This is a genomic window from Streptomyces sp. NPDC018031 (assembly GCF_044327625.1).
Classification (GTDB): domain Bacteria; phylum Actinomycetota; class Actinomycetes; order Streptomycetales; family Streptomycetaceae; genus Streptomyces.
This window is the reverse complement of sequence record NZ_JBIRFT010000001.1, coordinates 1,170,651-1,193,586: the sequence shown is the minus strand read 5'-3', so window position 1 is coordinate 1,193,586 and position 22,936 is coordinate 1,170,651. Positions and strand designations below refer to the sequence as shown.

Here is a 22,936-nt window from a genome sequence, read left to right as displayed (position 1 = left end):
ACGGCGTCAAATAGCGGGCGCCGAAGACTGAAGGAAACATCATGCTGATCGCCCAGCGTCCCTCTCTGACCGAAGAGGTCGTGGACGAGTACCGGTCCCGGTTCGTGATCGAGCCGCTGGAGCCGGGCTTCGGCTACACCCTCGGCAACTCCCTGCGTCGTACGCTCCTCTCCTCGATCCCCGGTGCCGCCGTCACCAGCATCCGGATCGACGGGGTCCTGCACGAGTTCACCACCGTGCCGGGCGTCAAGGAGGACGTGACCGACCTCATCCTCAACATCAAGCAGCTGGTCGTCTCCTCGGAGCACGACGAGCCGGTCGTGATGTACCTGCGCAAGCAGGGCCCCGGCCTGGTCACCGCCGCGGACATCGCCCCGCCGGCCGGTGTCGAGGTGCACAACCCGGACCTGGTCCTGGCCACGCTCAACGGCAAGGGCAAGCTGGAGATGGAGCTGACCGTCGAGCGCGGTCGCGGCTACGTCTCCGCCGTGCAGAACAAGCAGGTGGGCCAGGAGATCGGCCGGATCCCGGTCGACTCCATCTACTCGCCGGTGCTCAAGGTCACCTACAAGGTCGAGGCGACCCGAGTCGAGCAGCGCACCGACTTCGACAAGCTGATCGTCGACGTCGAGACCAAGCAGGCCATGCGCCCGCGGGACGCCATGGCGTCCGCCGGCAAGACCCTGGTCGAGCTGTTCGGTCTGGCCCGTGAGCTGAACGTCGACGCCGAGGGCATCGACATGGGTCCGTCCCCGACGGACGCCGCGCTCGCCGCCGACCTGGCGCTGCCGATCGAGGAGCTGGAGCTCACCGTCCGCTCCTACAACTGCCTCAAGCGTGAGGGCATCCACTCGGTGGGTGAGCTCGTGGCGCGCTCCGAGGCGGACCTGCTCGACATCCGCAACTTCGGTGCGAAGTCGATCGACGAGGTCAAGGCGAAGCTGGCCGGCATGGGCCTGGCGCTCAAGGACAGCCCGCCCGGATTCGACCCGACCGCCGCCGCCGACGCCTTCGGCGCCGACGACGACGCGGACGCCGGTTTCGTCGAGACCGAGCAGTACTGATCGCCGGCCCCGGCAAGGGGCCGACGGACCCGGCCGGTACGGGGCGCCCAGGCGGCGCCCCGTACCGCGGGACCCACGGACTTCCCCGGCACCGCCGGGGGTGCGCGGGGGGCGACGCCTCCCGCACAGGCTGACACCGGTACCTGACACGGCCGGTGCAGATCACATAGGAGAAACACCATGCCGCGTCCCACCAAGGGTGCCCGTCTGGGCGGCAGCGCCGCGCACGAGCGTCTGCTGCTCGCGAACCTTGCGAAGTCGCTGTTCGAGCACGGCCGCATCACCACGACCGAGGCCAAGGCCCGCCGCCTGCGTCCGGTCGCCGAGCGCCTGATCACCAAGGCGAAGAAGGGCGACATCCACAACCGTCGCCTGGTGCTGCAGACGATCACGGACAAGAGCATCGTCCACACGCTGTTCACCGAGATCGCTCCGCGCTACGCCGAGCGTCCGGGTGGCTACACCCGGATCACCAAGATCGGCAACCGTCGTGGCGACAACGCCCCGATGGCCGTGATCGAGCTGGTCGAGGGCGAGATCGCCAAGAAGGCGACCGTCGCCGAGGCCGAGGCCGCCGCCAAGCGCGCGGTCAAGGAAGACGCCCTCAAGAAGGACGAGGCCGTCGAGGACACCAAGGACGAGGCCGCCGAGGCCCCGGCCGAGGAGTCGAAGGACGCCTGAGCCGTTGCGGCTCCGCGGACGGGCCCGTTCCCCTGGTGGGGGCGGGCCCGTTCCGCGTGTGCGACATACGCGCCCGAGGAACGCGGCTGGATGAGGAGCGAAGCGTGAGCGATGAGGCGGAGCCCGGCTTCGTACGGGTACGGCTGGACCTGAGTTACGACGGCAAGGACTTCTCCGGCTGGGCCAAGCAGCATGCCCGGCGCACCGTGCAGGGGGAGCTGGAGGACGCGCTGCGTACCGTGACGCGGATGTCCCGGACGCCGGAGCTGACCGTGGCCGGCCGCACCGACGCCGGGGTGCACGCGCGCGGGCAGGTCGCCCATGTGGACCTGGAGCAGGAGGTGTGGGCCGAACACCAGGACAAGCTGCTGCGCCGGCTGGCCGGGCGGCTGCCGCACGACGTCCGGGTGTGGCGGGTGGCCGCCGCGCCGCCGGGCTTCAACGCACGCTTCTCGGCGATCTGGCGCCGGTACGCCTATCGGGTGGTCGACCACCCGGCGGGGGTCGACCCGCTGCTGCGCGGCCATGTGCTGTGGCACGACTGGCCGTTGGACGTGGACGCGATGAACGCCGCCTCGCAGCCGCTGCTCGGCGAGCACGACTTCGCCGCCTACTGCCGGCGGCGCGAGGGCGCGACCACCATCCGCACCCTGCAGGCCCTCCGCTGGGAGCGGGACGCGGACGGAGTGATCACGGCCACGGTGCGGGCGGACGCGTTCTGCCACAACATGGTGCGCTCGCTGGTCGGGGCGCTGCTGTTCGTCGGCGACGGCCACCGGCCCGTCGACTGGCCCGGCAAGGTGCTCGCCGCGGGGGTGCGGGACTCCGCGGTCCACGTGGTGCGCCCGCACGGGCTGACCCTGGAGGAGGTCGGGTACCCGGCGGACGACCTGCTCGCCGCCCGCAACCGGGAGGCGCGCAACAAGCGGAGCCTGCCGGGCACCGCGGGCTGCTGCTGACCCGGGAGCGGGAGTCGCGGCCGGGCCGTCAGGAGGAGCCGTCGCGGTCGCTGCTGACGGCCAGGTTGCTCGCCTTGGTGAAGTACGGGCGGAACCCGCCGAGGGCGGGCAGCAGATCCGTCTGGTTGCGGTCCACGATGTCCCCGAACAGCCGGCCCACCCGGATCGGGTCCTCCTCGTTCCCGGTGGAGCGCGGATCGGTGGCGATGGTCAGGTCCCACACCGCGGCCGGGTGCAGCGGCTCGTACCGGACGGTGCAGCGGAAGCGGTTCCCGCCCAGGTGGGTGACCGGGACGCGGACCGGTGCCGGCGGTGCGCCGGCGGACCGGCCGCGCTGCGGGCGCGGGACGGCGAACACGCCGAGGGTGCCCGCGGCCAGGCCGGCCGGGGTGCCGTCGGCCGCCTCGTCGAAGCCGTGCAGCGTGCCCTCGACCGTCAGTTCCGTCTCGTCGGCCCGGAGCGAGAGCGCCTCGGCGTGCGCGGTGCGGTGCCAGGTGCGCAGCGCCAGGAAGCCGTCGACGGTCGGGTACGGCGTCCACCAGGTGACCGGGGAGCCGGGCAGCGGTTCCAGGCCCAGCAGGCCGCGGCCCTCGGCGTAGCGGGCGTGGACGCGCCGCCGGACGCCGTCGGAGGGCCGCACGACGTGCAGGTCCCAGCGGCCTTCGGCCAGGGTGTGGGCGCGCCGGTCCACCACCGCCGTCCAGGGCGCGCCGGGTCCGGCGGCGTCGGCCGGGGGCCGCAGCGGCACCGTGATCCGGTCCTCGGCGTGGCGGCGGCGGGTGACCGTCAGGGTGAGTTCGCCGCCCTGCACCTCGGCCGGCTCCACCAGCACCCGGAGGTTGCCGTCCGGGTCGATCCGGCAGGAGGCGACCGGGCGCAGCGGTTTGCGGATCAGCCGGACGACCTTGGAGCGCAGCCGGTCCTTGAGGGAGCTCCGCGCGGTGCGCCCGTCGTCGGCCGGGGTGCGGCGGGGGGCCGTCCGGCCGCGGGCCGCGGGCCCGGCCGGGGCGGTGGTGCGCCGCTGGAGCAGCTGGGCGAAGAGCGCCTCGTAGCGGTCCGCGATCTGCTCGGGGCCGTACCGCTGGGCGGAGACGCGGGCGGCCGCGCCCATGCCGCGGCGCAGTTCGTCGTCCTCGATCAGGCGGCAGAGTCCGTCGGCGATGCCGGCCGCGTCGCCGACCGGGACCAGCAGACCGTCCTTGCCGTCGGTGATGATCTCGCCGGGGCCGTGCGGGCAGTCGGTGGCCACCACCGGGACGCCGCAGTGCATGGCCTCCACGATGGTCATGCCGAACGACTCCTCGCGGGAGGTGACGGCGGCGATGGACCCCTTGGCCCACTCGGTCTCGATGGGGGAGTGGGCCCCCATCATGGTGATGCGGTCGGCGAGCCGGAGTTCGTCGATCTGGCGGCGCAGGGCCGGCTGCTGGGGGCCCCGGCCGTAGATCCGCAGGCGCCAGTCGGGGTGCTTGGCGGTCACCGTCGCCCAGGCGCTGACCAGCAGGTCGTACCGCTTGACCGGAATCAGCCGGCCGGCCGCGACGACGAGTTTGGCGCGGCCGTCGGAGGGTTCGACGGCGGTGGGCGGAACGCCGTTCGGAATGGCGGTCAGCAGGGTGCCGACGTCGGGCAGTTGGGCCCGGTGGGTGGCCGCGTCGGCCTCGGACACCGAGGTGTAGGCGTCCAGCCGGGCGATGGCGGCGTCGCAGGCGGTGCGGATCTCGGCCTTGTGGGTGCCGTACAGCCGGTGTTCCTGACCGATCCGCAGGTAGCGGTCGCTGCCCGCCTGGGCGAGCATGATGACGAGTCCGGGCCGGGTGGCGACGACCGCGTCGGCGTCGGTGCCGGCCAGGTACTCGGCGATGCGCTCGTCGGTGAGCGCGTTGAAGTTCTTGGTGCCGCCCGCCTCCGCGGCCGGGACGTGCGCGGACGGGCGGGACCGCAGCGGGTTCCGGGCGTCGTTGCCGCGGACGCCGCGGCGGAGGTCGATGAGCGGGACGATCCGTACGTCCTCGTGCAGCGGGAGGCTCGGGGTGTCCTGGGTGCGCACGATGGTGACGATCTCCACGTCGTGGCGGGCGGCGAGCGCGCCTGCCACATTGAAGGTGGAGCGGATGGTGCCGCCGATGCCGTAGGCGTTGTGCAGCAGGAAAGAGATCCTCATGGCGTGTGACGCGCGGCGCCGCTGGGTCGCGCCGCGGCGTGTCCTCCTCTCCGGCCTCTGGCCCAAGGTGTCTGTACGGCTGCCCAGTTGCGTCCGTGGTGAGTCCGGACGGTAGCCGGAAGGTGTCCGCTTGGTCGGTAAGACAGGTGGGCACGTGGAAGGTTGCTTATGCGCGTCGTGATATGGGATGGCCCACATCGGGCGGGGCAAACGCAACCTTCCGGGCCGGATGGGTGTCGGGGGGTGCGGAAGGTGAGATTCCGGCAAGCGCCCTCGGCGTGCGGTTCCCGCAGGTCGGAGCCGGGAGGCGCAGCGTGCGCAGGGCTCCCCGTTGTGAGGTCGTGATCTCGGCGTGCACAACCATCCGGGCGATATCGGATCGTCATGGAAATCGCTGGGCGTGGCGGATTTTTGACTGTTGTATGACTCCGGCCAGTGAGTACGGCACATGTGTGCGAGAGCAGTCCGAGGTGGGCAAGAGTGAAGAAGTCTGTTTCCCGGGTCGTAGCGGCGGCGGCTGTCGTGGCGGCGCTCGGTCTGACGACGGCGTGCAACGACGATGACTCGTCCGGCAAGGACAAGGGTGGCAAGGGGACGGACAAGGCCACCACGGCGCCGGCCGCCGCGCCGCTCACCAAGGCCAAGCTGGAGCAGGCCGCGCTGGTGAGCAAGGACGTCGAGGGCTTCGAGATCACCAAGATGTCCGAGAAGGAGGCCGCCGAGGGCGGCAACGCCAAGTCGGACAAGGCCGAGTGCCAGCCGGTCGCCGAGCTGCTGGGCTCGGAGTTCACCCTGGCCCCGACCGCTTCGGTGTTCCAGACCTACGCGGTGACCGGCCCCGGCGCGAACGCCGACAACCCCGAGGCGGGCCTGGGCGGCATGATCCGGCTGTCCGCCCACAAGCCGGGCGATGCGGAGAAGGTGCTGGAGGGCGTGCGCAGCGCCGTCAAGGACTGCGCGGGCGGCTTCACCGCCACCGACGGCTCCGGTGACAAGCAGCAGGTCACCGAGGTCAAGGAGGTGCTCATCCCGGAGGTCGGCGAGGAGAGCGTCGGCTTCACCCTGGCCACCAAGGACAAGGAGGAGGGGGGCAAGCTGAAGTTCATCGTGGTGCGCACCGGCGCCCAGGTGACCTCCTTCTTCGGGTTCAACATGACCGCGCCCGACCAGCCGGAGATCCCGCAGCTGGTGGTGTCCGCCCAGGTCGACAAGGTGGCCAAGGCCGGCAAGGCGAAGGGCTGAGCGGTCGCGGTGTGACCGCGGGCCGTGCGCCCACCGGTTGTTGACGGCAGAACTTCCGTCGGCGCGAACCGTGCCGCCGCCCTCGTTCCGGGAGGTCCCGGAGTGAGGGCGGCGGCTTTTTTCGGCTGCCCGCCGTGCGGCCGTGACGTCCTGTCCGGCGACCCGGTGACACCGGGTGAGGGAGCGTGCCGGGTACGGGCGGCAGGCCGGAGAGGCGTGCGCGGTCGCCCCCATGACCTGCCCGGTCGCCCGGGTGCCCGTGGGGGGTAAGGGTCGGCCGCGTCTCTTCGCATCTCGAAGAAATGCGACATATGGTGCTTTGGCGTAGCTTCGGGTGTGTCAGCATCGCTCTACGAGCGAATGTGCCGATGTGAGGAGGCATTGATGCTTGCTCAGAAGACCACCCCGCTCATCGCAGACCCCACCGAGGAAGCCGCGGTCCGCGCGCTGATGGTGGAGCAGGAAGCGCCGCTCAGTGACGCACCGCTCCCTGCGCCGGAGTGCAAGGGGTTCGTCCTCGCGCTCATCATCATCTCGCCGAAGGTCCCGACCGAGCCGAAGGGCAAGTGATTCATGAGCGGGCCGGTGACAGCCGACGTGCATCCGTACCCCGCGGACCGAGAGGCGGGGCGCCCCTGATGTGTCCCGCTGACGGAACCGCGCAAGCGGTGTACGCCGAAGCGACCGCCGACTTGGCACGCCGTGTCCTCGACGCCCTCCACGGGGTCGGGGGCACGGCTCCGCTCGCGGACTTCGTGGACGGCTGTGCCGACCCCAAGGCCGCCCTCGCGGCCGTACGGGTGCTCGGCGCGGACACGCTCGCCCCGCAGGCCCTGACCGGCGCGGCGGCCCACCCACGGGACGTGGCCGCCATCGCCCAGGCCGCCGCCGTCTTCCCGGCCCCGGTCTTCACGCAACCGCCGCCCGCGGGGCTGATCGAGAACTGGACCGCCGCCTGGCGCGACTGGGCCACCACCCGGCTGGTCGCCCACCACGGCGGCGCCGTCTCGGAAGCCGCCGAGCCGCAGGCTGGACCCGCCCTCACCGACGCCCGGTCCTGGCAGCGGTGGTCGGGCATGATGGCGCAGCTCGCCCCGCTCAGCCTGCCCGGCGTGGACGGTCCGGTGCGGGACGTGGCGCGTCGCAACCCCGTCCCCCTGGCCCGTGGCACCACCCGGGCCATGCTCCGCCGCGACCACCCCACCGCCGCCCGGCTCGTCCGCTGGCTCGCGGCGCTCGTCCAGGAGCGGGTGCCGCTCCCGCTGGACCCCCTGCCGATCGTCGATCACATCGCGCTGCACACCGGGGGCGGCCCCCGGATCGCCCTCGACCTCGCGGTGGCGCGCCGGATGCTGGTGGCGGGCGCGGGAGCCGACTGAACAAGAGAGGACATCCGGATGAGGGAGCACGCATGACGGCGCCCGCGACCGCGATCGCCCAGAAGGTGGCCACCGGCGCGGTCGGTTGGCTGGACGCCCATCACGAGTTCACCGCACTGCCGCCGGACACCACAGCCGACCTGGCCGATCCGGACAGCGTCTACAAACCGTTGGGGGAGAGCGCGCTCGCCGGCTCGCTGATCCTGCGGGAGTCGGCCGCGGGCGGCAAGGAGGTCCGGTCCGCACGCAGACTGCTCGACTACGGATGGGCCCAGTTCCGGTCCGGCGACCTGCTGTACGAACGGCAGCTGCGGCATTCCCTGATGACCGACCCGCTGGAGGTCTACGCGCACTTCGCGCGGGCGGGCTACCGGCACGAGGGGATGGACCGCCTGCTGCGGCACACCACCACACTGCGCTCGGTGCGCGCCGTGGAGATGTTCCCCAACCGGCGGCTCGCCGTCGCCAACGCGGCTCGGATCGCCGGACTGGACTACCACGTCGACTGGGCGGACCTCACCCGCGCCACCTGGCTGGGCGCCACCCCGGAACCGTGGGCCATCAACTGGCTCACCGCGTACTCCCTGACGCACACCGTCTTCCACGTCACGGACTGGGGCGCCCGCCCGGACGGGCTCTCCCCCGAGCTGTCCGACTACCTCGCCATGTGGCTCCCCGTCTGGGTGGACATCTGGGCCGAGGTCAGCCAGTGGGACCTCATCGCCGAGCTGCTCATCGTCGGCGCCTGCCTGGAGGAGCCGTTGATCGATCCGGAGCACTGGGAACTGCTGGCCGGCGTCCAGCACGAGGACGGACTGGTACCGCAGAACGCCGAGCCGGTCGAGGACGACCCGGAGCAGCGGTTCAACGACCACCAGCACACCGCCGTGGTCGCCGCCGTCGCCGGGACCCTGGCCGTCTCGCGCACCCTCGGCGGAGCACCCGGGGCGGTGGCCCCCGAGCCCGCCTCCGGCGCCCCGTGAACCCCCGGCCGGGGCCCGACTCCGGGGCGGGCCGGACGACGGAGCGGGACCGGCCGCAGGCACGCGGTGCGAGCCCGGCCCCCGGAGCGGGCGCGGGCCCCGGCGCGGGCGCGGAACCGGGAACGGGCGCGGGCCCCGGTCCGGAGCCTGCCGCGGCGGCCCAGCGCCTGCTCGGGCCGCTGCTGGACGCCGCGCCCGGGGCCAGCACGGTCGTGGTGGCCGTGCGGCACGGCGGGCGGCGGTCGGTGGCCGCCGCCGGCACCACCGACCACACCGGCGGCGCGGTCTCCGACGCGCACACCCGCTTCGAGCTGGGCTCGGTCTCCAAGACCTACACGGCGCTGCTGCTGGCCGAGATGGTCGCCCGCGGCGAGGTCCGGCTCACCGACCCCGTCGGCCGCTTCCTGCCGGACGGCACGCTCCGGCACGGAGCGGACCGCTCCATCACCCTGCTGCACCTGGCCACCCACACCTCCGGCCTGCCCAGGCTGCCCCCGGGCCTGCTGCGGCGGGCCGTGCCGCGCTGGTTCAGCAACCCCTACGAGCACTTCGACGCCGACGACGTGCTGGCGGCGCTGCCACGCACCCGCCCGTGCGCCGCCCCCGGCACCCGGGTGTGCTACTCCAACTTCGGCGTCGGGCTGCTGGGCCTGCTGCTCGCCCGCGCCGCCGGAGCGGAGTTCGAGAAGGTGCTGCGTGCCCGGGTCCTGGACCCACTGGATCTGCGCCGCACCGTCTGCGCCGACGACGCCGGACAGGCCACCGGCCACTGGCACGGCCGCCCCCGCCCGAGCTGGCGCATCCCCGGCCTGCCCGCCGCCGGGGCGATCCGGTCGACCGGCGACGACCTGCTGCGCTACCTGGAGGCCCTGCTCGCTCCGCAGACGGCCGCCGCAGGTGCCCCCGCGCCGCTGCGCGCGGCGCTCGCCGACGTGGCCCGCCCCCGGCTCGCGGTGCCACGAGCCGGGGGCGACCGGATCTGCCTGGTCTGGAACGCCCGGTCACGGCCCGGCCACGAGCTGGTCTTCCACTCCGGTGGCACCCGCGGGTTCGTCTCGCTCGTCGGCTTCAGCCCGCAACGGGAGGTGGCCTTCGCCGCCCTGGCCAACACCTCGCCGACGCTGCGCGGCAGCTTCGTCCAGCGGTCCTACCTGGCCTTTCGCGAGCTGGCCGGCGCCCCGGACGGCCCGCACCCGGACCCGCAGTAAAAGTCGGCACCGCACCGCGGAACGCGGTCGGTGACCCGGCAGCGCACGACCGGGCACGGGCGGTGCCCCGGCCGTCCCGCACCGACGCGTACGGACGGTGACCCGGCCACCCCGGATTGGATCGCCGGACACGGGCGGTGGCCCGGCCACTCCGGATCGCCGCCCACCCGGTGCCGGGCTTCCGGGAGCCCGGCGGCGCGGGCCGGGCGGTCAGGCGTTCTCGGGAAGCTTCGCGTTCGCCGAGGCGATCGCCGCCGCCTGCGCCTTGCCCCGGGCCAGGATGCGGCCGAAGGCGTAGTCGGAGACGTCCCGGCCGGCCTGCCACACCTTGTCGTCGCCCTTCGTCACCCGCTTGCCGGAGGTGTAGCCGGAGACCGTGAAGTAGGCGTAGCGGCCGAAGGCGTTCGAGGAGGAGGCGCAGCCGGTGCGGCGGCAGAAGGTGGGCACCTTGCCGCCGGAGAGCGAGGCGACGTTCGGCCCGGCCTGCCGCTTGGCCTGCTCGGCCGCCGCCTTGGTGTCGAACACCGCGATGCCCACGGTGATCGCCATCCCGTCCCGGGTGTAGGTGGCGCGGAACATCCGTCGGCAGCCGTTCTCCCGGAGGACGCCGGCGAGCCGGCCCTGGGCGGCCGACGCGCAGCTGTCGGTGGAGCCGGTGGGTCCCTTGGTGTAGCTCCGGCCGTTCGACACCACCTTCCCGTCGGTGAAGAGGGTGCCGGCGCTGAGCGGCGCCTTGTCCTTGGCCTTGTCGGACAGGATGTCGGTGGGGTTGGGCGGGGGCGGGGGCGCGACGTCGGAGAAGGTGGGCTCCGGGGTGGGGGAGCCGCTCGGCAGCTTCTCCGGGGCGGGCAGCCCGCTGGCGCTGCCGGAGGTGCCGCTGCCGCCGCCGTCGCTGCTCACCACCGCGGTGGCGACGATCGCCGCGACCGCGCCGGTGGCCAGCACCCCGCCGCCGACCAGCAGCAACCGGCGACGGCGGCCGCGCCGGGCGGTGTCGTCGGCGAGCGCCGCCCAGTCCGGTGTCGAACCCGGCGGGCCGCCGGCCGGCCCCTGCTGCGGCCCCTGCGGGCCGTACTGCCGGCCGCCCGGCCCCTGCTGTCCTCCGGGCCCGTACTGCCCCCCGGGGCCGGCCGGCCCCCCATGCCCAAAGCTCATGGCGCGCATCTTAAACCTGTTGGTGGAGGGCCACCGGCTTCGTCACAATCCCGGGATGGGCCATGTGGAAGCAGCGCATCTGGAGTACTTCCTGCCGGACGGCCGGGTACTGCTCGGCGATGTGTCGTTCCGGGTCGGCGAGGGCGCCGTGGTCGCGCTCGTCGGACCGAACGGCGCGGGCAAGACGACCCTGCTGCGACTGATCGGCGGGGAGCTGCAACCGCACGGCGGAACCGTCACGGTCAGTGGCGGGCTGGGCGTGATGCCGCAGTTCGTCGGCTCGGTACGGGACGAGCGCACGGTGCGTGACCTGCTGGTCTCGGTGGCGCAGCCGAGGATCCGGCAGGCCGCGGCCGCGGTCGACGCCGCCGAGCTGGCGATCATGGAGGTGGACGACGAGGCCGCCCAGATGGCGTACGCGCAGGCCCTCAGCGACTGGGCGGAGGCGCGCGGCTACGAGGCCGAGACCCTGTGGGACATGTGCACCACGGCCGCGCTCGGGGTGCCCTACGACAAGGCCCAGTGGCGGCAGGTCCGCACGCTCAGCGGCGGCGAGCAGAAGCGGCTGGTGCTGGAGGCGCTGCTGCGCGGCCCGGACGAGGTGCTCCTCCTGGACGAGCCGGACAACTATCTCGACGTGCCCGGCAAGCGGTGGCTGGAGGCGCGGCTGAAGGAGACCCGCAAGACCGTCCTGTTCGTCTCCCACGACCGGGAGCTGCTGGACCGGGCCGCGGAGAAGATCGTGAGCGTGGAGCCGAGTCCCGCCGGGTCGGACGTGTGGGTGCACGGCGGCGGCTTCGGCACCTACCACCAGGCACGCGAGGAGCGGTTCGAGCGCTTCGAGGAGCTGCGGCGCCGCTGGGACGAGAAGCACGCGCAGCTCAAGCGGCTGGTGCTGGACATGCAGCAGTACGCGGCGCGCAGCGACGAGATGGCCTCCCGCTACCAGGCGGCGAAGACCCGGCTGCGGAAGTTCGAGGAGATCGGCCCGCCGCCGGAGCCGCCGCGCAAGCAGGAGATCACCATGCGGCTGCACGGCGGCCGTACCGGCGTCCGGGCCCTGACCTGCGCGAAGCTGGAGCTGACCGGCCTGATGAAGCCGTTCGACCTGGAGGTCTTCTACGGCGAGCGGGTCGCGGTGCTCGGATCCAACGGCTCCGGCAAGTCGCACTTCCTGCGGCTGCTGGCCGGCGAGGGGATCGCGCACACCGGGCAGTGGAAGCTGGGCGCCCGGGTGGTCCCCGGGCACTTCGCCCAGACCCATGCCCACCCGGAGCTGCTGGGCCGCACCCTCGTCGACATCCTGTGGACCGAGCACGCCCGGGACCGCGGGCGGGCGATGAGCGCGCTGCGCCGCTACGAGCTGGAGAAACAGGGCGACCAGCGGTTCGAGAAGCTCTCCGGCGGGCAGCAGGCCCGCTTCCAGATCCTGCTGCTGGAGCTGGCCGGGACCACCGCGCTGCTGCTGGACGAGCCGACCGACAACCTCGACCTGGAGAGCGCCGAGGCGCTGCAGGAGGGGCTGGAGGCGTACGAGGGGACGGTACTGGCGGTCACCCACGACCGCTGGTTCGCGCGCTCCTTCGACCGCTTCCTGGTGTTCGGCGCGGACGGCCGGGTCCGGGAGGCGGCGGAGCCGGTCTGGGACGAGGGCCGGGTGGCCCGCGCCCGCTGAGCCCCGCGGGACGGGACGCCGGGGGGTGCGCCCCCCGGCGCCGGTGGCACGCCCGTTCGGGACCCGTTTTGACCCGTCCGGGCAGCGGCCGGTATTCTGCCAGTTCGTTATGCGTATTGGCTTGCTCGTTCTCACGTGAGAGGCCGTTACGCCGGTCCACCGGGCCGATGACCAGCGGCAGGCACACGGTATGCGTCACCGAGTGCGGCCAGGGCTGTCGTGATCGTCCGGGTGGCCTTGTCAGGACCCATCTCACGAAGCGAAGGCTACGACCGTGCGTACGTACAGCCCCAAGCCCGGCGATGTCCAGCGCCAGTGGCACGTCATTGACGCGCAGGACGTCGTCCTGGGCCGTCTGGCCTCGACGGCCGCGTCCCTCCTGAGGGGCAAGCACAAGCCGGTGTACGCGCCTCACGTTGACACTGGTGACTTCGTCATCATCATCAACGCCGACAAGGTGCACCTGTCCGGCAACAAGCGGACCCAGAAGCTCGCCTACCGCCACTCGGGTTTCCCGGGCGGTCTGCGCTCCGTCCGCTACGACGAGCTGCTCGACAAGAACCCCGAGAAGGCCGTCGAGAAGGCCGTCAAGGGCATGCTCCCGAAGAACACCCTGGGCCGTCAGATGCTCTCGAAGCTGAAGGTCTACTCCGGAGCCGAGCACCCGCACGCTGCCCAGCAGCCGGCCCCGTACCAGATCACCCAGGTCGCGCAGTAGTCCCGGCCACCCCTAAGACGAAGAGAATCTGAGGAGAACCGTGGCCGAGACCACCGCCGAGACCCCCGTCCTCGACGACGAGAACGAGAACGTCGAGGAGTACACCACCGAGTCCGAGCCCACCGAGTCGGAGTACACCTCCGAGTCGCTGGCCTCGCGCTTCGGCGAGCCGCAGCCGGCCGCCGGCCTGGGCCGTCGCAAGAACGCGATCGCCCGCGTGCGCATCGTGCCGGGCACGGGCCAGTGGAAGATCAACGGTCGCACCCTTGAGGACTACTTCCCCAACAAGGTGCACCAGCAGGAAGTCAACGAGCCCTTCAAGGTGCTCGAGCTCGACGACCGCTACGACGTCATCGCCCGCATCTCCGGCGGCGGCGTGTCCGGCCAGGCCGGTGCGCTGCGCCTGGGCGTGGCCCGTGCGCTGAACGAGGCGGACGTGGACAACAACCGCGGCCCGCTGAAGAAGGCCGGCTTCCTGAGCCGCGACGACCGCGCGGTCGAGCGGAAGAAGGCCGGTCTGAAGAAGGCCCGCAAGGCGCCGCAGTACAGCAAGCGCTAATCGCGGCCTCTCCCTCCTCACCGGAGGGGTCCCGCCACGCCGACGCCCCGGCGGCACGATCCGTGCTGCCGGGGCGTTCGGCTATCGGGGCCCGGTGTAGTACACCAGTACGTAACTCTCGGGTTCCCTTCATGACACCTCGCATGACACCTTTCTTCCGGGGGACGACGGTTACCCCCGCGCAATTCGGAGGACAGCAGTGGGACGACTCTTCGGTACGGACGGCGTGCGCGGTGTCGCGAACGCCGACCTGACAGCGGAGCTGGCACTCGGCCTGTCGGTCGCGGCGGCACACGTGCTCGCCGAGGCGGGTACGTTCGAGGGCCACCGGCCGGTCGCGGTGGTCGGCCGCGATCCGCGCGCGTCCGGGGAGTTCCTGGAGGCCGCCGTGGTGGCGGGCCTCGCCAGCGCCGGGGTGGACGTGCTGCGGGTCGGTGTGCTGCCGACCCCCGCCGTGGCGTACCTGACCGGCGCGCTCGGCGCCGACCTCGGCGTGATGCTGTCCGCCAGCCACAACCCGATGCCGGACAACGGCATCAAGTTCTTCGCCCGCGGCGGGCACAAGCTCGCCGACGAGCTGGAGGACCGGATCGAGGACACCTACCGGGCGCACGCCTCCGGCGAGCCCTGGGACCGGCCCACCGGCGCCGGAGTCGGCCGGGTGCGGATCTACGACGAGGGCTTCGACAACTACGTCGCCCACCTCATCGGGGTGCTGCCGAACCGCCTCGACGGCCTCAAGGTCGTCATCGACGGCGCGCACGGCGCCGCCGCCCGCGTCTCCCCGGAGGCGTTCGCCCGGGCCGGCGCCGAGGTCGTCACCATCGGCACCGACCCCGACGGCCTCAACATCAACGACGGCTGCGGCTCCACCCACCTGGACAAGTTGCGGGCCGCCGTGGTCGAGCACGGCGCCGACCTGGGCGTCGCGCACGACGGGGACGCCGACCGCTGCCTGGCCGTGGACGCCGCCGGCGCGGAGATCGACGGCGACCAGATCCTCGCCGTACTGGCGCTGGCACTGCGCGAGGCGGGCGGGCTGCGCGGCGAGACCGTGGTGGGCACCGTGATGTCCAACCTCGGCTTCAAACTGGCCATGGAGCGCGAGGGCGTCCGGCTGGTCCAGACGTCGGTCGGCGACCGCTATGTGCTGGAGGAGATGAAGAGCCACGGGTACGCGCTGGGCGGTGAGCAGTCCGGCCACGTGATCGTGCTCGACCACGCCACCACCGGCGACGGCACCCTCACCGGGCTGCTGCTGGCCGCCCGGGTGGCCGCGACCGGCCGCAGCCTGGCGGAACTGGCCGCCGTGATGGAGCGGCTGCCGCAGGTGCTGATCAACGTGCCGGACGTGGACAAGTCCCGGGTCGCCACCTCCACCGAGCTGGGCGCGGCCGTGCTGGACGCCGAGCGGGAGCTGGGCTCCACCGGCCGGGTGCTGCTCCGCCCGTCCGGCACCGAGCCGCTGGTCCGCGTCATGGTGGAGGCCGCCGACATCGAGCAGGCCCGCTCGGTGGCCGGGCGGCTGGCGGACGCGGTGAAGTCCGCGCTGGGCTGACCGGAACCGCCGGGCCGGGCCCGCGGCGCCGCGGGCCCGGCCCGCCCGCCGCGGCGGCCCGCACCGGGCCGCGTCCGCGGACGGTGCGGCCCGCGGCCCGGACCCCCGCGGCGGCGGCGGTCCCCGCGCCGGCGGCGGCCGGTACGGCTCAGCCGCGGCCCGGCTTCCGCACCGGCCTCTCCCGGCCCGCCGTCCTCGCCCAGTACAGCTTCTGGACCAGCAGCGTCAGCGTCCCCGACAGCACGATGCCGCCCAGGTTGGCGAAGAGCTGGCCGGTGGACCCCGCGGTCTGGGCGTAGTCCCGGTAGCTGAACGCGACCGCGGCGTTGGCCGCCGCCGGCACCGTGGTCACCGAGATCGCCACCCCGATCAGCGCCCCCGACCGGGCCGAGGTGAGCGAGAGCGTCCCGGCGATCCCGGCGAGGAACGCCACGACGAAGGACATCCAGTCCGGCTGCCAGATGAACGCGGTGTTCGGGCGGTCGGCTTCCACCATCGAGCGTTCGAAGAGCCCGCACAGCTCCATCAGGGCGGCGAACCCGGCGGTGAGCAGCATCGCCGCCGCGAACCCGACCACCAGGGCGGTCAGCGACCGCCACACCAGGGCCGGGGCGCGCTGGACCAGGGCGGTCGAGATGCCCGCCAGCGGGCCGAACTCCGGGCCCACCGCCATCGCGCCGACGATCAGGATGGCGTTGTCCAGCATCACCCCGCAGGCCGCCAGCATGGTCGCCACCGCCAGGAAGGCGACATAGGTGGCGGTGAGCGTGGACTCCTCGTGGGTGGCGTCGGCCAGGTGCTCCCACAGCACCGCGTCCGCGGCCTCCCCGGGAGCCTCCCGCTCCGCCTTGTCGGCGTGGAGCGACAGGGTCAGGTCGATGTTCTCGACCGCGATCGACCCCGCCCGGTCCAGACCCGCCTCCCGCAACCTGCTCAGCAGCGTGTCGCCGGCCTCCCGCGCGACGTCGCACATCACGATGTCGCCCCGCGGGTTCCGCGCCGCGCCGGTGAGCACCGCCAGGTGGGTGGTGCCGACCGTCTGTTCCATCAGCCGCACGACCTCGTCGGTGCGGTCCGGAGGGGAGATCACCCGCAGATGCAGCATGGCCGCAGACTAGCCCCGCCCCCGGCGGCCGCGGCGGGCCGGGCGGCCGCGGCGGGCCGGGCGGCCGCGGTGCCGGCGGGGCGGCCCGCGGGTCCGGTCAGAGCTTGCGCAGCGACAGCCGCTGGACCTTGTGGTCCGGCCCCTTGCGCAGCACCAGGGTGGCCCGGCCCCGGGTGGGTGCCACGTTCTCCTCCAGGTTCGGGCGGTTGACGGTGCGCCAGATCATCCGCGCGTAGTCCAGCGCCTCGTCCTCCGAGACCTGGGTGTACCGGCGGAAGTACGAGAACGGGTTCTGGAACGCGGTTTCCCGCAGGGCGCGGAACCGGCCCAGGTACCAGCGCTCGATGTCCTCGGTGCGGGCGTCCACGTAGACGCTGAAGTCGAAGAAGTCGGCCAGGCCGACCCGGGTGCGCCCGTCGGTGCCGGGCAGCGCCGGCTGGAGCACGTTGAGGCCCTCGACGATGAGGATGTCGGGGCGGCGCACGGTCTTCCGCTCGCCGGGCACGATGTCGTAGATCAGGTGCGAGTAGACCGGGGCGGACACCTCCTCCTTCCCGGCCTTCACATCGGCCACGAAGCGGGTCAGCGCCCGGCGGTCGTACGACTCGGGGAAGCCCTTGCGGGACATCAGCCCGCGCCGGTGCAGCTCCGCGTTGGGGTGGAGGAAGCCGTCGGTGGTGATCAGCTCCACCCGGGGGTGCTCCGGCCACCGGGCCAGCAGCGCCTGGAGCAGCCGGGCGGTGGTCGACTTGCCGACCGCGACGCTGCCCGCCACGCCTATCACGAACGGGGTGCCCGGCTGGGCGCCGTTGCCCTTCTTGGTGTCGCCCAGGAAGGTGTTGAGCGCTCCGCGCAGATTGCCGGTCGCGGCCACGTACAGGTTGAGCAGCCGGGACAGCGGCAGATAGACGTCCCGTACCTCGTCGAGGTCGATGACGTCGCCCAGCCCGCGGAGCCGCTCGACCTCCTCCGCGGTCAGCGGCAGCGGCGTCTTCTCGCGCAGGGCGCTCCACTCCGCGCGGGAGAGATCCACGTACGGGCTCGACTCGGTGCGCCGCGACGCGGTACGCGCTGGAGACGTGATCACCACTTCATTGTCATGGCTCGGCGGCCCGGGTGGGGCGTGGGCTCGGTCACGCCCCGGCGGATCCGCCGGGGCGGGGACCGGAGCGCCGGCCGGGCGCACCCCGCGCACCACCCCGGACCTGGCCGTCCGGGTCCGGCCGGCCAGGGGCCCATCGCCGCGCGCGATGTCAGTGGCGTGGGTCACAGTGGAGGGGTGCGAATGGGTGACGGTGATGCGGAGGGTTTTCCATGACGTACGCCATCCAGGCCGAGGGCCTGGTCAAACGGTTCAAGGAGACCGAGGCGCTGGCCGGGGTGGACCTCGCCGCCCGGTCCGGCACCGTGCTGGGCCTGCTGGGGCCCAACGGCGCGGGCAAGACCACGGCGGTGCGGATCTTCGCCACCCTGCTCCGGCCGGACGGCGGCCGGGCCCTGGTGGCCGGGCACGACGTGGTCCGGGAGGCCGGTCTGGTCCGCGCCGCGGTCGGCCTCACCGGGCAGTACGCGGCGGTCGACGAGATGCTCACCGGCACGGAGAACCTGCTGATGATCGGCCGGCTGCTGGGCATGTCCCGGCGCGACGCCCGGGCGCGCGCCGCGGAGCTGCTGGACCGCTTCCAGCTCGGCGACGCGGCGGGCCGCGCGGCGAAGACGTACTCGGGAGGCATGCGCCGGCGGCTGGACCTGGCCGCGAGCCTGGTCGGCAGGCCGCGGATCCTCTTCCTCGACGAGCCCACCACCGGCCTGGACCCGCACAGCCGCGGCGAACTGTGGGACATGCTGCGCGGGCTGGTGGCCGAGGGCATGACCGCCCTGCTCACCACCCAGTACCTGAACGAGGCGGACCGGATGGCCGACGACATCGTGGTCATCGACCGGGGCCGGGTGATCGCCGAGGGCACCCCGGACGAGCTGAAGGCCAGGGTCGGCGGCCAGGTGCTGGAGGTGCGCCCGGTGGACCCGGCGCAGCTGGGCCCGGCACACGCCGCGCTGATCGAGGTCGCCGGACCGAAGGCCAGGATCGAGGGCGAGGTGGTCACCGCTCCGGTCCGCGACCCGGCGCTGATGCCGGCCGCGGTACGGCGACTGGAGCGGGCCGGGGTCGCGGTGGGGGAGTTCGCGCTGCGCCGGTCCAGCCTGGACGAGGTGTTCCTGGTGCTCACCGGGCACCGCACCGAGGCCGAGGACGGGCCGGCCCGGGCCGGGGAGGACGGCGGACCCCCGGCGCGGGAGGACCACGAGCCGGTGGGGAGCAGGTCATGACCTCGGCGACGGCGACACTCCCGGCCCGCGGTGGCGGTGGCGGCGGCGGTGCGGCGCAGGGGCGGGTGCGGCCGCTGGCGGCGCTCCGCCAGACCGGCACCATGGCCTGGCGCAGTCTGGTCTCGGTGAAGCACAACCCGCTCGAACTGGTCGACTACAGCATCACGCCGATCATGTTCGTGGGACTGTTCGCCTTCGTCTTCGGCGGTCAGATGGCCGGCTCGCCCAAGGAGTACCTCCAGTACGCGCTGGCCGGGATCATCGTGCAGAACACCCTGTTCATGAGCATGTACACGGCCATGTCGCTCAACACCGATCTGACCAAGGGCGTCTTCGACCGGCTGCGCAGCCTGCCGATAGCCCGCTCCGCGCCGCTGCTCGGCCGGATCACGGCGGACCTGTGCAAGCAGCTGTGGGCGATGCTGCTCATGGTCGGCCTCGGGATGCTGCTGGGCTTCCGCGTCCACCAGGGCGTGCTCGGGCTGCTGCTGGGCGCCCTGCTGCTGCTCACCTTCGCCGCGGCCATGTCCTGGACCGCGGTGCTCATCGGCATGCTGGCCGGTGACGCGGAGAAGGTGCAGGTGTTCGCGTTCACCATCATCTTCCCGATCACCTTCACCAGCAGCGCGTTCGCCCGGGTGGAGACCATGCCCGGCTGGCTCCAGGCGTGGGTCGAGATCAACCCGGTGACGCATCTGTCGGACGCCTTCCGGGCGCTGCTGACCGGCGGCGAGGTGGCCGGACCGGTGCTCTGGTCGCTGGCGTGGGCGGCCGGGATAGCCGCGGTCTTCTGCCCGCTGGCGATGCGGGCGTACCGGGCCCGGCTGTAGCCCCTCGCCCCGGCGGGCTTGGCCCAGCGCCTGACTGCCCGGCCCGGCCCATGCCCTGGCTACCCGCGCCCATCGGCCCGCGCCCATCGGCCCGCGCCCGGGCCGGTGGCCCGGCTCGGTGGCCCGGTCGCCCGGCTCGCGTTCGGGGGCCGGGCCGTCAGCCCGGCAGCAGGCCCTGGGTGGTCTCGGTCGGCACGGTGGACCCCTTGGCCGGGACCGGGACGCGCACCGGCAGACCGAAGTCCGCCAGCTCCATGGTGATGGTCACCTCGGTGCCGCCCATCGCGGAGCCGAGCCGGACCTTGGCCAGCCGGCCGGCGCCGTCCACCCAGGCGTCCGCGCGGACCGGCAGGTCCTTCCCCTCCTTCTCCCGCAGGGCGTCGATCTTGGCGAGCGTGGTGGGCTCCAGCCGGGAGGAGAGCGTGGCGTGGTCGAGGGTGCCGCTGTAGTGGGTGGTGCTCCGCCCGCCGACCCGCTCGGTGCCGCGCTTCTTCACGTCGCGCATGGTGGAGACCTGCAACAGCACGTGCTCGGGGTCGTTCGCCGGTGACCGCAGCAGGTAGTGGGCCTGCGCCCGGTCCCGGTCGACGGCCGCCCACTGGCCCTTCTTCAGGTTGCCCAGCGGCTTCAGGTAGATCTTGCCCCCGCCGAAGACCTCGTCCATGTGGTCGATGGCGCCGCCGGGCAGCCGGACGGACAGCTTCCCGCGGTCCCGGGCCATGTCGAACGGCCCGGTGGCGGTGAGCTCGAAACCGCCCTTGTCGCTGGTGACCTCCACCCGTTCGGTGATCCGGGCGCTGGTCCCGCCGGTCTTCTTCGCGGCCCGGGCCACCACGGTGTCCGGCACCTCCAGCGGCCGCGACGCCTCGGTCGGCGCGGCCCCGGGCTTCTGGTCCTCACCGGAGTCCGAGGCGCAGGCGGTGGCCGACACGAACACGGCGGCGGCGAGGAGCGGGCCGGTGGCTGCGGTGACGATGGAGCGGCGCACATTTCCCCCACGGTGGACGAGACGGACGCGGCCGGAGCCGCATCGGCGCATTATGCACCCCCCGATGGCTCATGGCCGGTGGCGGACCCCCGACCACCCGGGCCGTAGGCTTCCCGCCATGTGCGGAATCGTTGGTTATGTGGGAGGGCAGTCCGCCCTCGACGTGGTACTCGCCGGACTGAAGCGGCTGGAGTACCGAGGTTACGACTCGGCCGGAGTGGCCGTGCTCGCGGACGGCGGGCTCGCCGCCGCCAAGAAGGCGGGCAAGCTGGCCAACCTGGAGAAGGAACTGGCCGACCGGCCGCTGCCCAGCGGCGGCACCGGCATCGGGCACACCCGGTGGGCCACGCACGGCGGCCCCACGGACGCCAACGCCCACCCGCACCTGGACAACGCCGGCCGGGTCGCCGTCGTCCACAACGGCATCATCGAGAACTTCGCCGCGCTCCGCGCCGAACTGGCCGACCGCGGCCACGAACTGGCCTCGGAGACGGACACCGAGGTGGTGGCGCACCTGCTCGCCGAGTCCTTCTCCTCCTGCGGCGACCTGGCCGAGGCGATGCGGCAGGTCTGCCGCCGGCTGGAGGGCGCCTTCACCCTGGTCGCGGTGCACGCCGACGCGCCGGACGTGGTCGTCGGGGCCCGCCGCAACTCGCCGCTGGTGGTCGGCGTCGGCGAGGAGGAGGCGTTCCTCGCCTCCGACGTCGCCGCGTTCATCGCGCACACCCGCGAGGCGATCGAGCTGGGCCAGGACCAGGTGGTCGAGCTGCGCCGGGACGGGGTGACGGTCACCGACTTCGACGGCGCACCCGCGCAGGTCCGCGCGTACCACGTGGACTGGGACGCGTCCGCCGCCGAGAAGGGCGGCTACGACTACTTCATGCTCAAGGAGATCGCCGAGCAGCCGAAGGCCGTGGCCGACACGCTGCTGGGCCGGATCGACGCCGCCGGCTCGCTCCGGCTGGACGAGATCCGGATCCCGGTGTCGGTCCTCCGGGAGGTCGACAAGGTCGTCATCGTGGCCTGCGGTACGGCCTACCACGCGGGCATGATCGCCAAGTACGCCATCGAGCACTGGACCCGCATCCCCTGCGAGACCGAGCTGGCCAGCGAGTTCCGCTACCGGGACCCGATCCTGGACTCGCGCACCCTGGTCGTCGCCATCTCCCAGTCCGGGGAGACGATGGACACCCTGATGGCGCTGCGGCACGCCCGCGAGCAGGGCGCCAAGGTGCTCGCCATCTGCAACACCAACGGGTCCACGATCCCGCGCGAGTCGGACGCGGTGCTCTACACGCACGCCGGCCCGGAGGTCGCCGTCGCCTCCACCAAGGCGTTCCTCACCCAGCTCGTCGCCTGCTACCTGGTCGCCCTCTACCTGGGCCAGGTGCGGGGCACCAAGTGGGGCGACGAGATCCAGGCGGTGATCCGCGAACTGTCCGAGATCGGCACCCAGGTGGACGAGGTGCTGGAGACCATGGAGCCGGTGCGCGAACTGGCCCGGTCCCTGGCGTCCAAGAACACCGTGCTCTTCCTCGGCCGGCACGTGGGCTACCCGGTGGCGCTGGAAGGCGCGCTCAAGCTCAAGGAACTGGCCTACATGCACGCCGAGGGCTTCGCGGCGGGCGAGCTCAAGCACGGTCCGATCGCGCTGATCGAGGACGATCTGCCGGTGGTGGTCGTCGTCCCGTCGCCGCGCGGCCGCTCGGTGCTGCACGACAAGATCGTGTCCAACATCCAGGAGATCCGCGCCCGCGGCGCCCGGACCATCGTCATCGCCGAGCGCGGCGACGAGACGGTCGCCCCGTACGCCGACCACCTCATCGAGATCCCGCCGACCCCGACCCTGCTGCAGCCGCTGGTCGCCACCGTGCCGCTCCAGGTGTTCGCCTGCGAGCTGGCGACCGCCCGGGGCAACGAGGTCGACCAGCCGCGCAACCTGGCCAAGTCGGTCACGGTGGAGTGACCCGGTGATCATCGGAGTCGGCATCGACGTCGCCGAGATCGACCGGTTCGCGGACGCCATGGAGCGGACGCCGGGGATGGCGCAGCGCCTCTTCGTGGAACGGGAGCTGCTGCTGCCCAGCGGCGAACGGCGCGGCATCGCCTCCCTGGCGGCGCGGTTCGCCGCGAAGGAAGCGCTGGCCAAGGCACTCGGCGCGCCGGGCGGCATGTACTGGACCGACGCCGAGGTCATCACCGAGGACAGCGGACGTCCGCGCCTGACGGTGCGCGGCACGGTGGCCGCCCGGGCCGCCGAACTCGGCGTCAAACACTGGCATCTGTCGCTCAGCCACGACGCCGGGGTCGCCTCGGCGGTGGTGATCGCGGAGGGCTGAG

General features: G+C 72.9%; 21 protein-coding genes. 16 read left to right on the top strand and 5 right to left on the bottom strand.

Translation table 11 applies throughout. The annotated features are described in order from the left end of the window. Positions 1-41: 41 nt before the first annotated feature. From ACH4B3_RS05005 to truA, 3 genes are all read left to right on the top strand, one after another. On the top strand, positions 42-1,064 hold the full coding sequence (locus ACH4B3_RS05005; RefSeq protein WP_144380962.1) for a DNA-directed RNA polymerase subunit alpha: 1,023 nt from the start codon (positions 42-44) through the stop codon (positions 1,062-1,064). Between the two features lie 180 nt (positions 1,065-1,244). Then, a complete protein-coding gene (gene rplQ, locus ACH4B3_RS05000) occupies positions 1,245-1,745 on the top strand; it encodes a 50S ribosomal protein L17 (protein WP_398461298.1) in 501 nt (166 codons plus the stop codon). 104 nt (positions 1,746-1,849) lie between these two features. Next, on the top strand, positions 1,850-2,704 hold the full coding sequence (gene truA, locus ACH4B3_RS04995) for a tRNA pseudouridine(38-40) synthase TruA (RefSeq protein ID WP_398461297.1): 855 nt from the start codon (positions 1,850-1,852) through the stop codon (positions 2,702-2,704). A gap of 28 nt (positions 2,705-2,732) precedes the next feature. Here the strand turns inward: truA and ACH4B3_RS04990 are convergent, their stop codons facing one another. Further along, on the bottom strand, positions 2,733-4,868 hold the full coding sequence (locus ACH4B3_RS04990; protein ID WP_398461296.1) for a glycosyltransferase: 2,136 nt from the start codon (positions 4,866-4,868) through the stop codon (positions 2,733-2,735). Positions 4,869-5,348: 480 nt separating this feature from the next. Between ACH4B3_RS04990 and ACH4B3_RS04985 the strand changes: the two genes are divergently transcribed. The 5 genes from ACH4B3_RS04985 (at position 5,349) to ACH4B3_RS04965 (ending at position 9,680) form a co-directional block, all read left to right on the top strand. Continuing rightward, a complete protein-coding gene (locus ACH4B3_RS04985) occupies positions 5,349-6,110 on the top strand; it encodes a hypothetical protein (RefSeq protein WP_398461295.1) in 762 nt (253 codons plus the stop codon). 384 nt (positions 6,111-6,494) lie between these two features. Continuing rightward, positions 6,495-6,680 (top strand): hypothetical protein, encoded by a 186-nt coding sequence (locus tag ACH4B3_RS04980; protein WP_398461294.1) that lies wholly within the window; start codon positions 6,495-6,497, stop codon positions 6,678-6,680. Positions 6,681-6,778: 98 nt separating this feature from the next. Continuing rightward, entirely contained in the window at positions 6,779-7,489 is a 711-nt protein-coding gene (locus tag ACH4B3_RS04975) for a hypothetical protein (protein WP_398461293.1), read from the top strand. A gap of 32 nt (positions 7,490-7,521) precedes the next feature. After that, positions 7,522-8,472 carry a DUF6895 family protein gene (locus ACH4B3_RS04970; protein WP_398461292.1) on the top strand — a complete coding sequence of 317 codons (951 nt, stop codon included), beginning with the start codon at positions 7,522-7,524 and terminating at the stop codon, positions 8,470-8,472. A gap of 167 nt (positions 8,473-8,639) precedes the next feature. Next, complete coding sequence (locus ACH4B3_RS04965) at positions 8,640-9,680, top strand: serine hydrolase domain-containing protein (RefSeq protein WP_398461587.1); 1,041 nt, start codon at positions 8,640-8,642, stop codon at positions 9,678-9,680. A gap of 210 nt (positions 9,681-9,890) precedes the next feature. On the opposite strand, the gene ACH4B3_RS04960 is transcribed toward ACH4B3_RS04965, so the two are convergent. Then, entirely contained in the window at positions 9,891-10,835 is a 945-nt protein-coding gene (locus ACH4B3_RS04960) for a hypothetical protein (protein ID WP_398461291.1), read from the bottom strand. Between the two features lie 55 nt (positions 10,836-10,890). Between ACH4B3_RS04960 and ACH4B3_RS04955 the strand changes: the two genes are divergently transcribed. The 4 genes from ACH4B3_RS04955 (at position 10,891) to glmM (ending at position 15,345) form a co-directional block, all read left to right on the top strand. Beyond that, positions 10,891-12,510 carry an ATP-binding cassette domain-containing protein gene (locus ACH4B3_RS04955; protein ID WP_398461290.1) on the top strand — a complete coding sequence of 540 codons (1,620 nt, stop codon included), beginning with the start codon at positions 10,891-10,893 and terminating at the stop codon, positions 12,508-12,510. A gap of 274 nt (positions 12,511-12,784) precedes the next feature. Continuing rightward, on the top strand, positions 12,785-13,228 hold the full coding sequence (gene rplM / locus ACH4B3_RS04950) for a 50S ribosomal protein L13 (RefSeq protein ID WP_398461289.1): 444 nt from the start codon (positions 12,785-12,787) through the stop codon (positions 13,226-13,228). A gap of 40 nt (positions 13,229-13,268) precedes the next feature. Next, entirely contained in the window at positions 13,269-13,787 is a 519-nt protein-coding gene (rpsI, locus tag ACH4B3_RS04945) for a 30S ribosomal protein S9 (RefSeq protein WP_398461288.1), read from the top strand. Between the two features lie 199 nt (positions 13,788-13,986). Beyond that, complete coding sequence (gene glmM, locus ACH4B3_RS04940) at positions 13,987-15,345, top strand: phosphoglucosamine mutase (protein WP_398461287.1); 1,359 nt, start codon at positions 13,987-13,989, stop codon at positions 15,343-15,345. A 148-nt stretch (positions 15,346-15,493) separates the two neighbouring features. On the opposite strand, the gene ACH4B3_RS04935 is transcribed toward glmM, so the two are convergent. Both ACH4B3_RS04935 and coaA read right to left on the bottom strand, forming a co-directional pair. Then, positions 15,494-16,450 carry a DUF389 domain-containing protein gene (locus tag ACH4B3_RS04935; protein WP_398461286.1) on the bottom strand — a complete coding sequence of 319 codons (957 nt, stop codon included), beginning with the start codon at positions 16,448-16,450 and terminating at the stop codon, positions 15,494-15,496. Positions 16,451-16,547: 97 nt separating this feature from the next. Then, on the bottom strand, positions 16,548-17,537 hold the full coding sequence (gene coaA / locus ACH4B3_RS04930; RefSeq protein ID WP_398461285.1) for a type I pantothenate kinase: 990 nt from the start codon (positions 17,535-17,537) through the stop codon (positions 16,548-16,550). A 227-nt stretch (positions 17,538-17,764) separates the two neighbouring features. On the opposite strand from coaA, the gene ACH4B3_RS04925 reads away from it, so the two are divergent. Both ACH4B3_RS04925 and ACH4B3_RS04920 read left to right on the top strand, forming a co-directional pair. Further along, entirely contained in the window at positions 17,765-18,778 is a 1,014-nt protein-coding gene (locus ACH4B3_RS04925) for an ATP-binding cassette domain-containing protein (RefSeq protein ID WP_398461284.1), read from the top strand. Continuing rightward, positions 18,775-19,608 (top strand): ABC transporter permease, encoded by an 834-nt coding sequence (locus ACH4B3_RS04920; RefSeq protein ID WP_398461283.1) that lies wholly within the window; start codon positions 18,775-18,777, stop codon positions 19,606-19,608. The genes ACH4B3_RS04925 and ACH4B3_RS04920 overlap by 4 nt, the downstream gene beginning before the upstream one ends. A gap of 157 nt (positions 19,609-19,765) precedes the next feature. Here ACH4B3_RS04920 and ACH4B3_RS04915 read toward each other — a convergent pair whose 3' ends face one another. Continuing rightward, entirely contained in the window at positions 19,766-20,596 is an 831-nt protein-coding gene (locus ACH4B3_RS04915) for a hypothetical protein (protein ID WP_398461282.1), read from the bottom strand. A gap of 118 nt (positions 20,597-20,714) precedes the next feature. On the opposite strand from ACH4B3_RS04915, the gene glmS reads away from it, so the two are divergent. Together glmS and ACH4B3_RS04905 are read left to right on the top strand one after the other, a co-directional pair. Further along, on the top strand, positions 20,715-22,562 hold the full coding sequence (gene glmS, locus ACH4B3_RS04910; protein ID WP_398461281.1) for a glutamine--fructose-6-phosphate transaminase (isomerizing): 1,848 nt from the start codon (positions 20,715-20,717) through the stop codon (positions 22,560-22,562). Positions 22,563-22,566: 4 nt separating this feature from the next. Beyond that, a complete protein-coding gene (locus ACH4B3_RS04905; RefSeq protein ID WP_398461280.1) occupies positions 22,567-22,935 on the top strand; it encodes a holo-ACP synthase in 369 nt (122 codons plus the stop codon). Position 22,936 lies beyond the last annotated feature (1 nt).

Excerpts from the sequence above, each read along its gene's own strand:
- ACH4B3_RS04925 (WP_398461284.1), top strand. The coding sequence starts at position 17,765 with ATGACGTACGCCATCCAGGCCGAGGGCCTGGTCAAACGGTTCAAGGAG.
- ACH4B3_RS04920 (WP_398461283.1), top strand. The coding sequence starts at position 18,775 with ATGACCTCGGCGACGGCGACACTCCCGGCCCGCGGTGGCGGTGGCGGC.
- ACH4B3_RS04960 (WP_398461291.1), bottom strand. The coding sequence starts at position 10,835 with ATGAGCTTTGGGCATGGGGGGCCGGCCGGCCCCGGGGGGCAGTACGGG.
- ACH4B3_RS04970 (WP_398461292.1), top strand. The coding sequence starts at position 7,522 with ATGACGGCGCCCGCGACCGCGATCGCCCAGAAGGTGGCCACCGGCGCG.
- rplQ (WP_398461298.1), top strand. The coding sequence starts at position 1,245 with ATGCCGCGTCCCACCAAGGGTGCCCGTCTGGGCGGCAGCGCCGCGCAC.
- ACH4B3_RS05005 (WP_144380962.1), top strand. The coding sequence starts at position 42 with ATGCTGATCGCCCAGCGTCCCTCTCTGACCGAAGAGGTCGTGGACGAG.
- glmS (WP_398461281.1), top strand. The coding sequence starts at position 20,715 with ATGTGCGGAATCGTTGGTTATGTGGGAGGGCAGTCCGCCCTCGACGTG.
- ACH4B3_RS04955 (WP_398461290.1), top strand. The coding sequence starts at position 10,891 with ATGGGCCATGTGGAAGCAGCGCATCTGGAGTACTTCCTGCCGGACGGC.
- ACH4B3_RS04990 (WP_398461296.1), bottom strand. The coding sequence starts at position 4,868 with ATGAGGATCTCTTTCCTGCTGCACAACGCCTACGGCATCGGCGGCACC.
- ACH4B3_RS04980 (WP_398461294.1), top strand. The coding sequence starts at position 6,495 with ATGCTTGCTCAGAAGACCACCCCGCTCATCGCAGACCCCACCGAGGAA.
- ACH4B3_RS04935 (WP_398461286.1), bottom strand. The coding sequence starts at position 16,450 with ATGCTGCATCTGCGGGTGATCTCCCCTCCGGACCGCACCGACGAGGTC.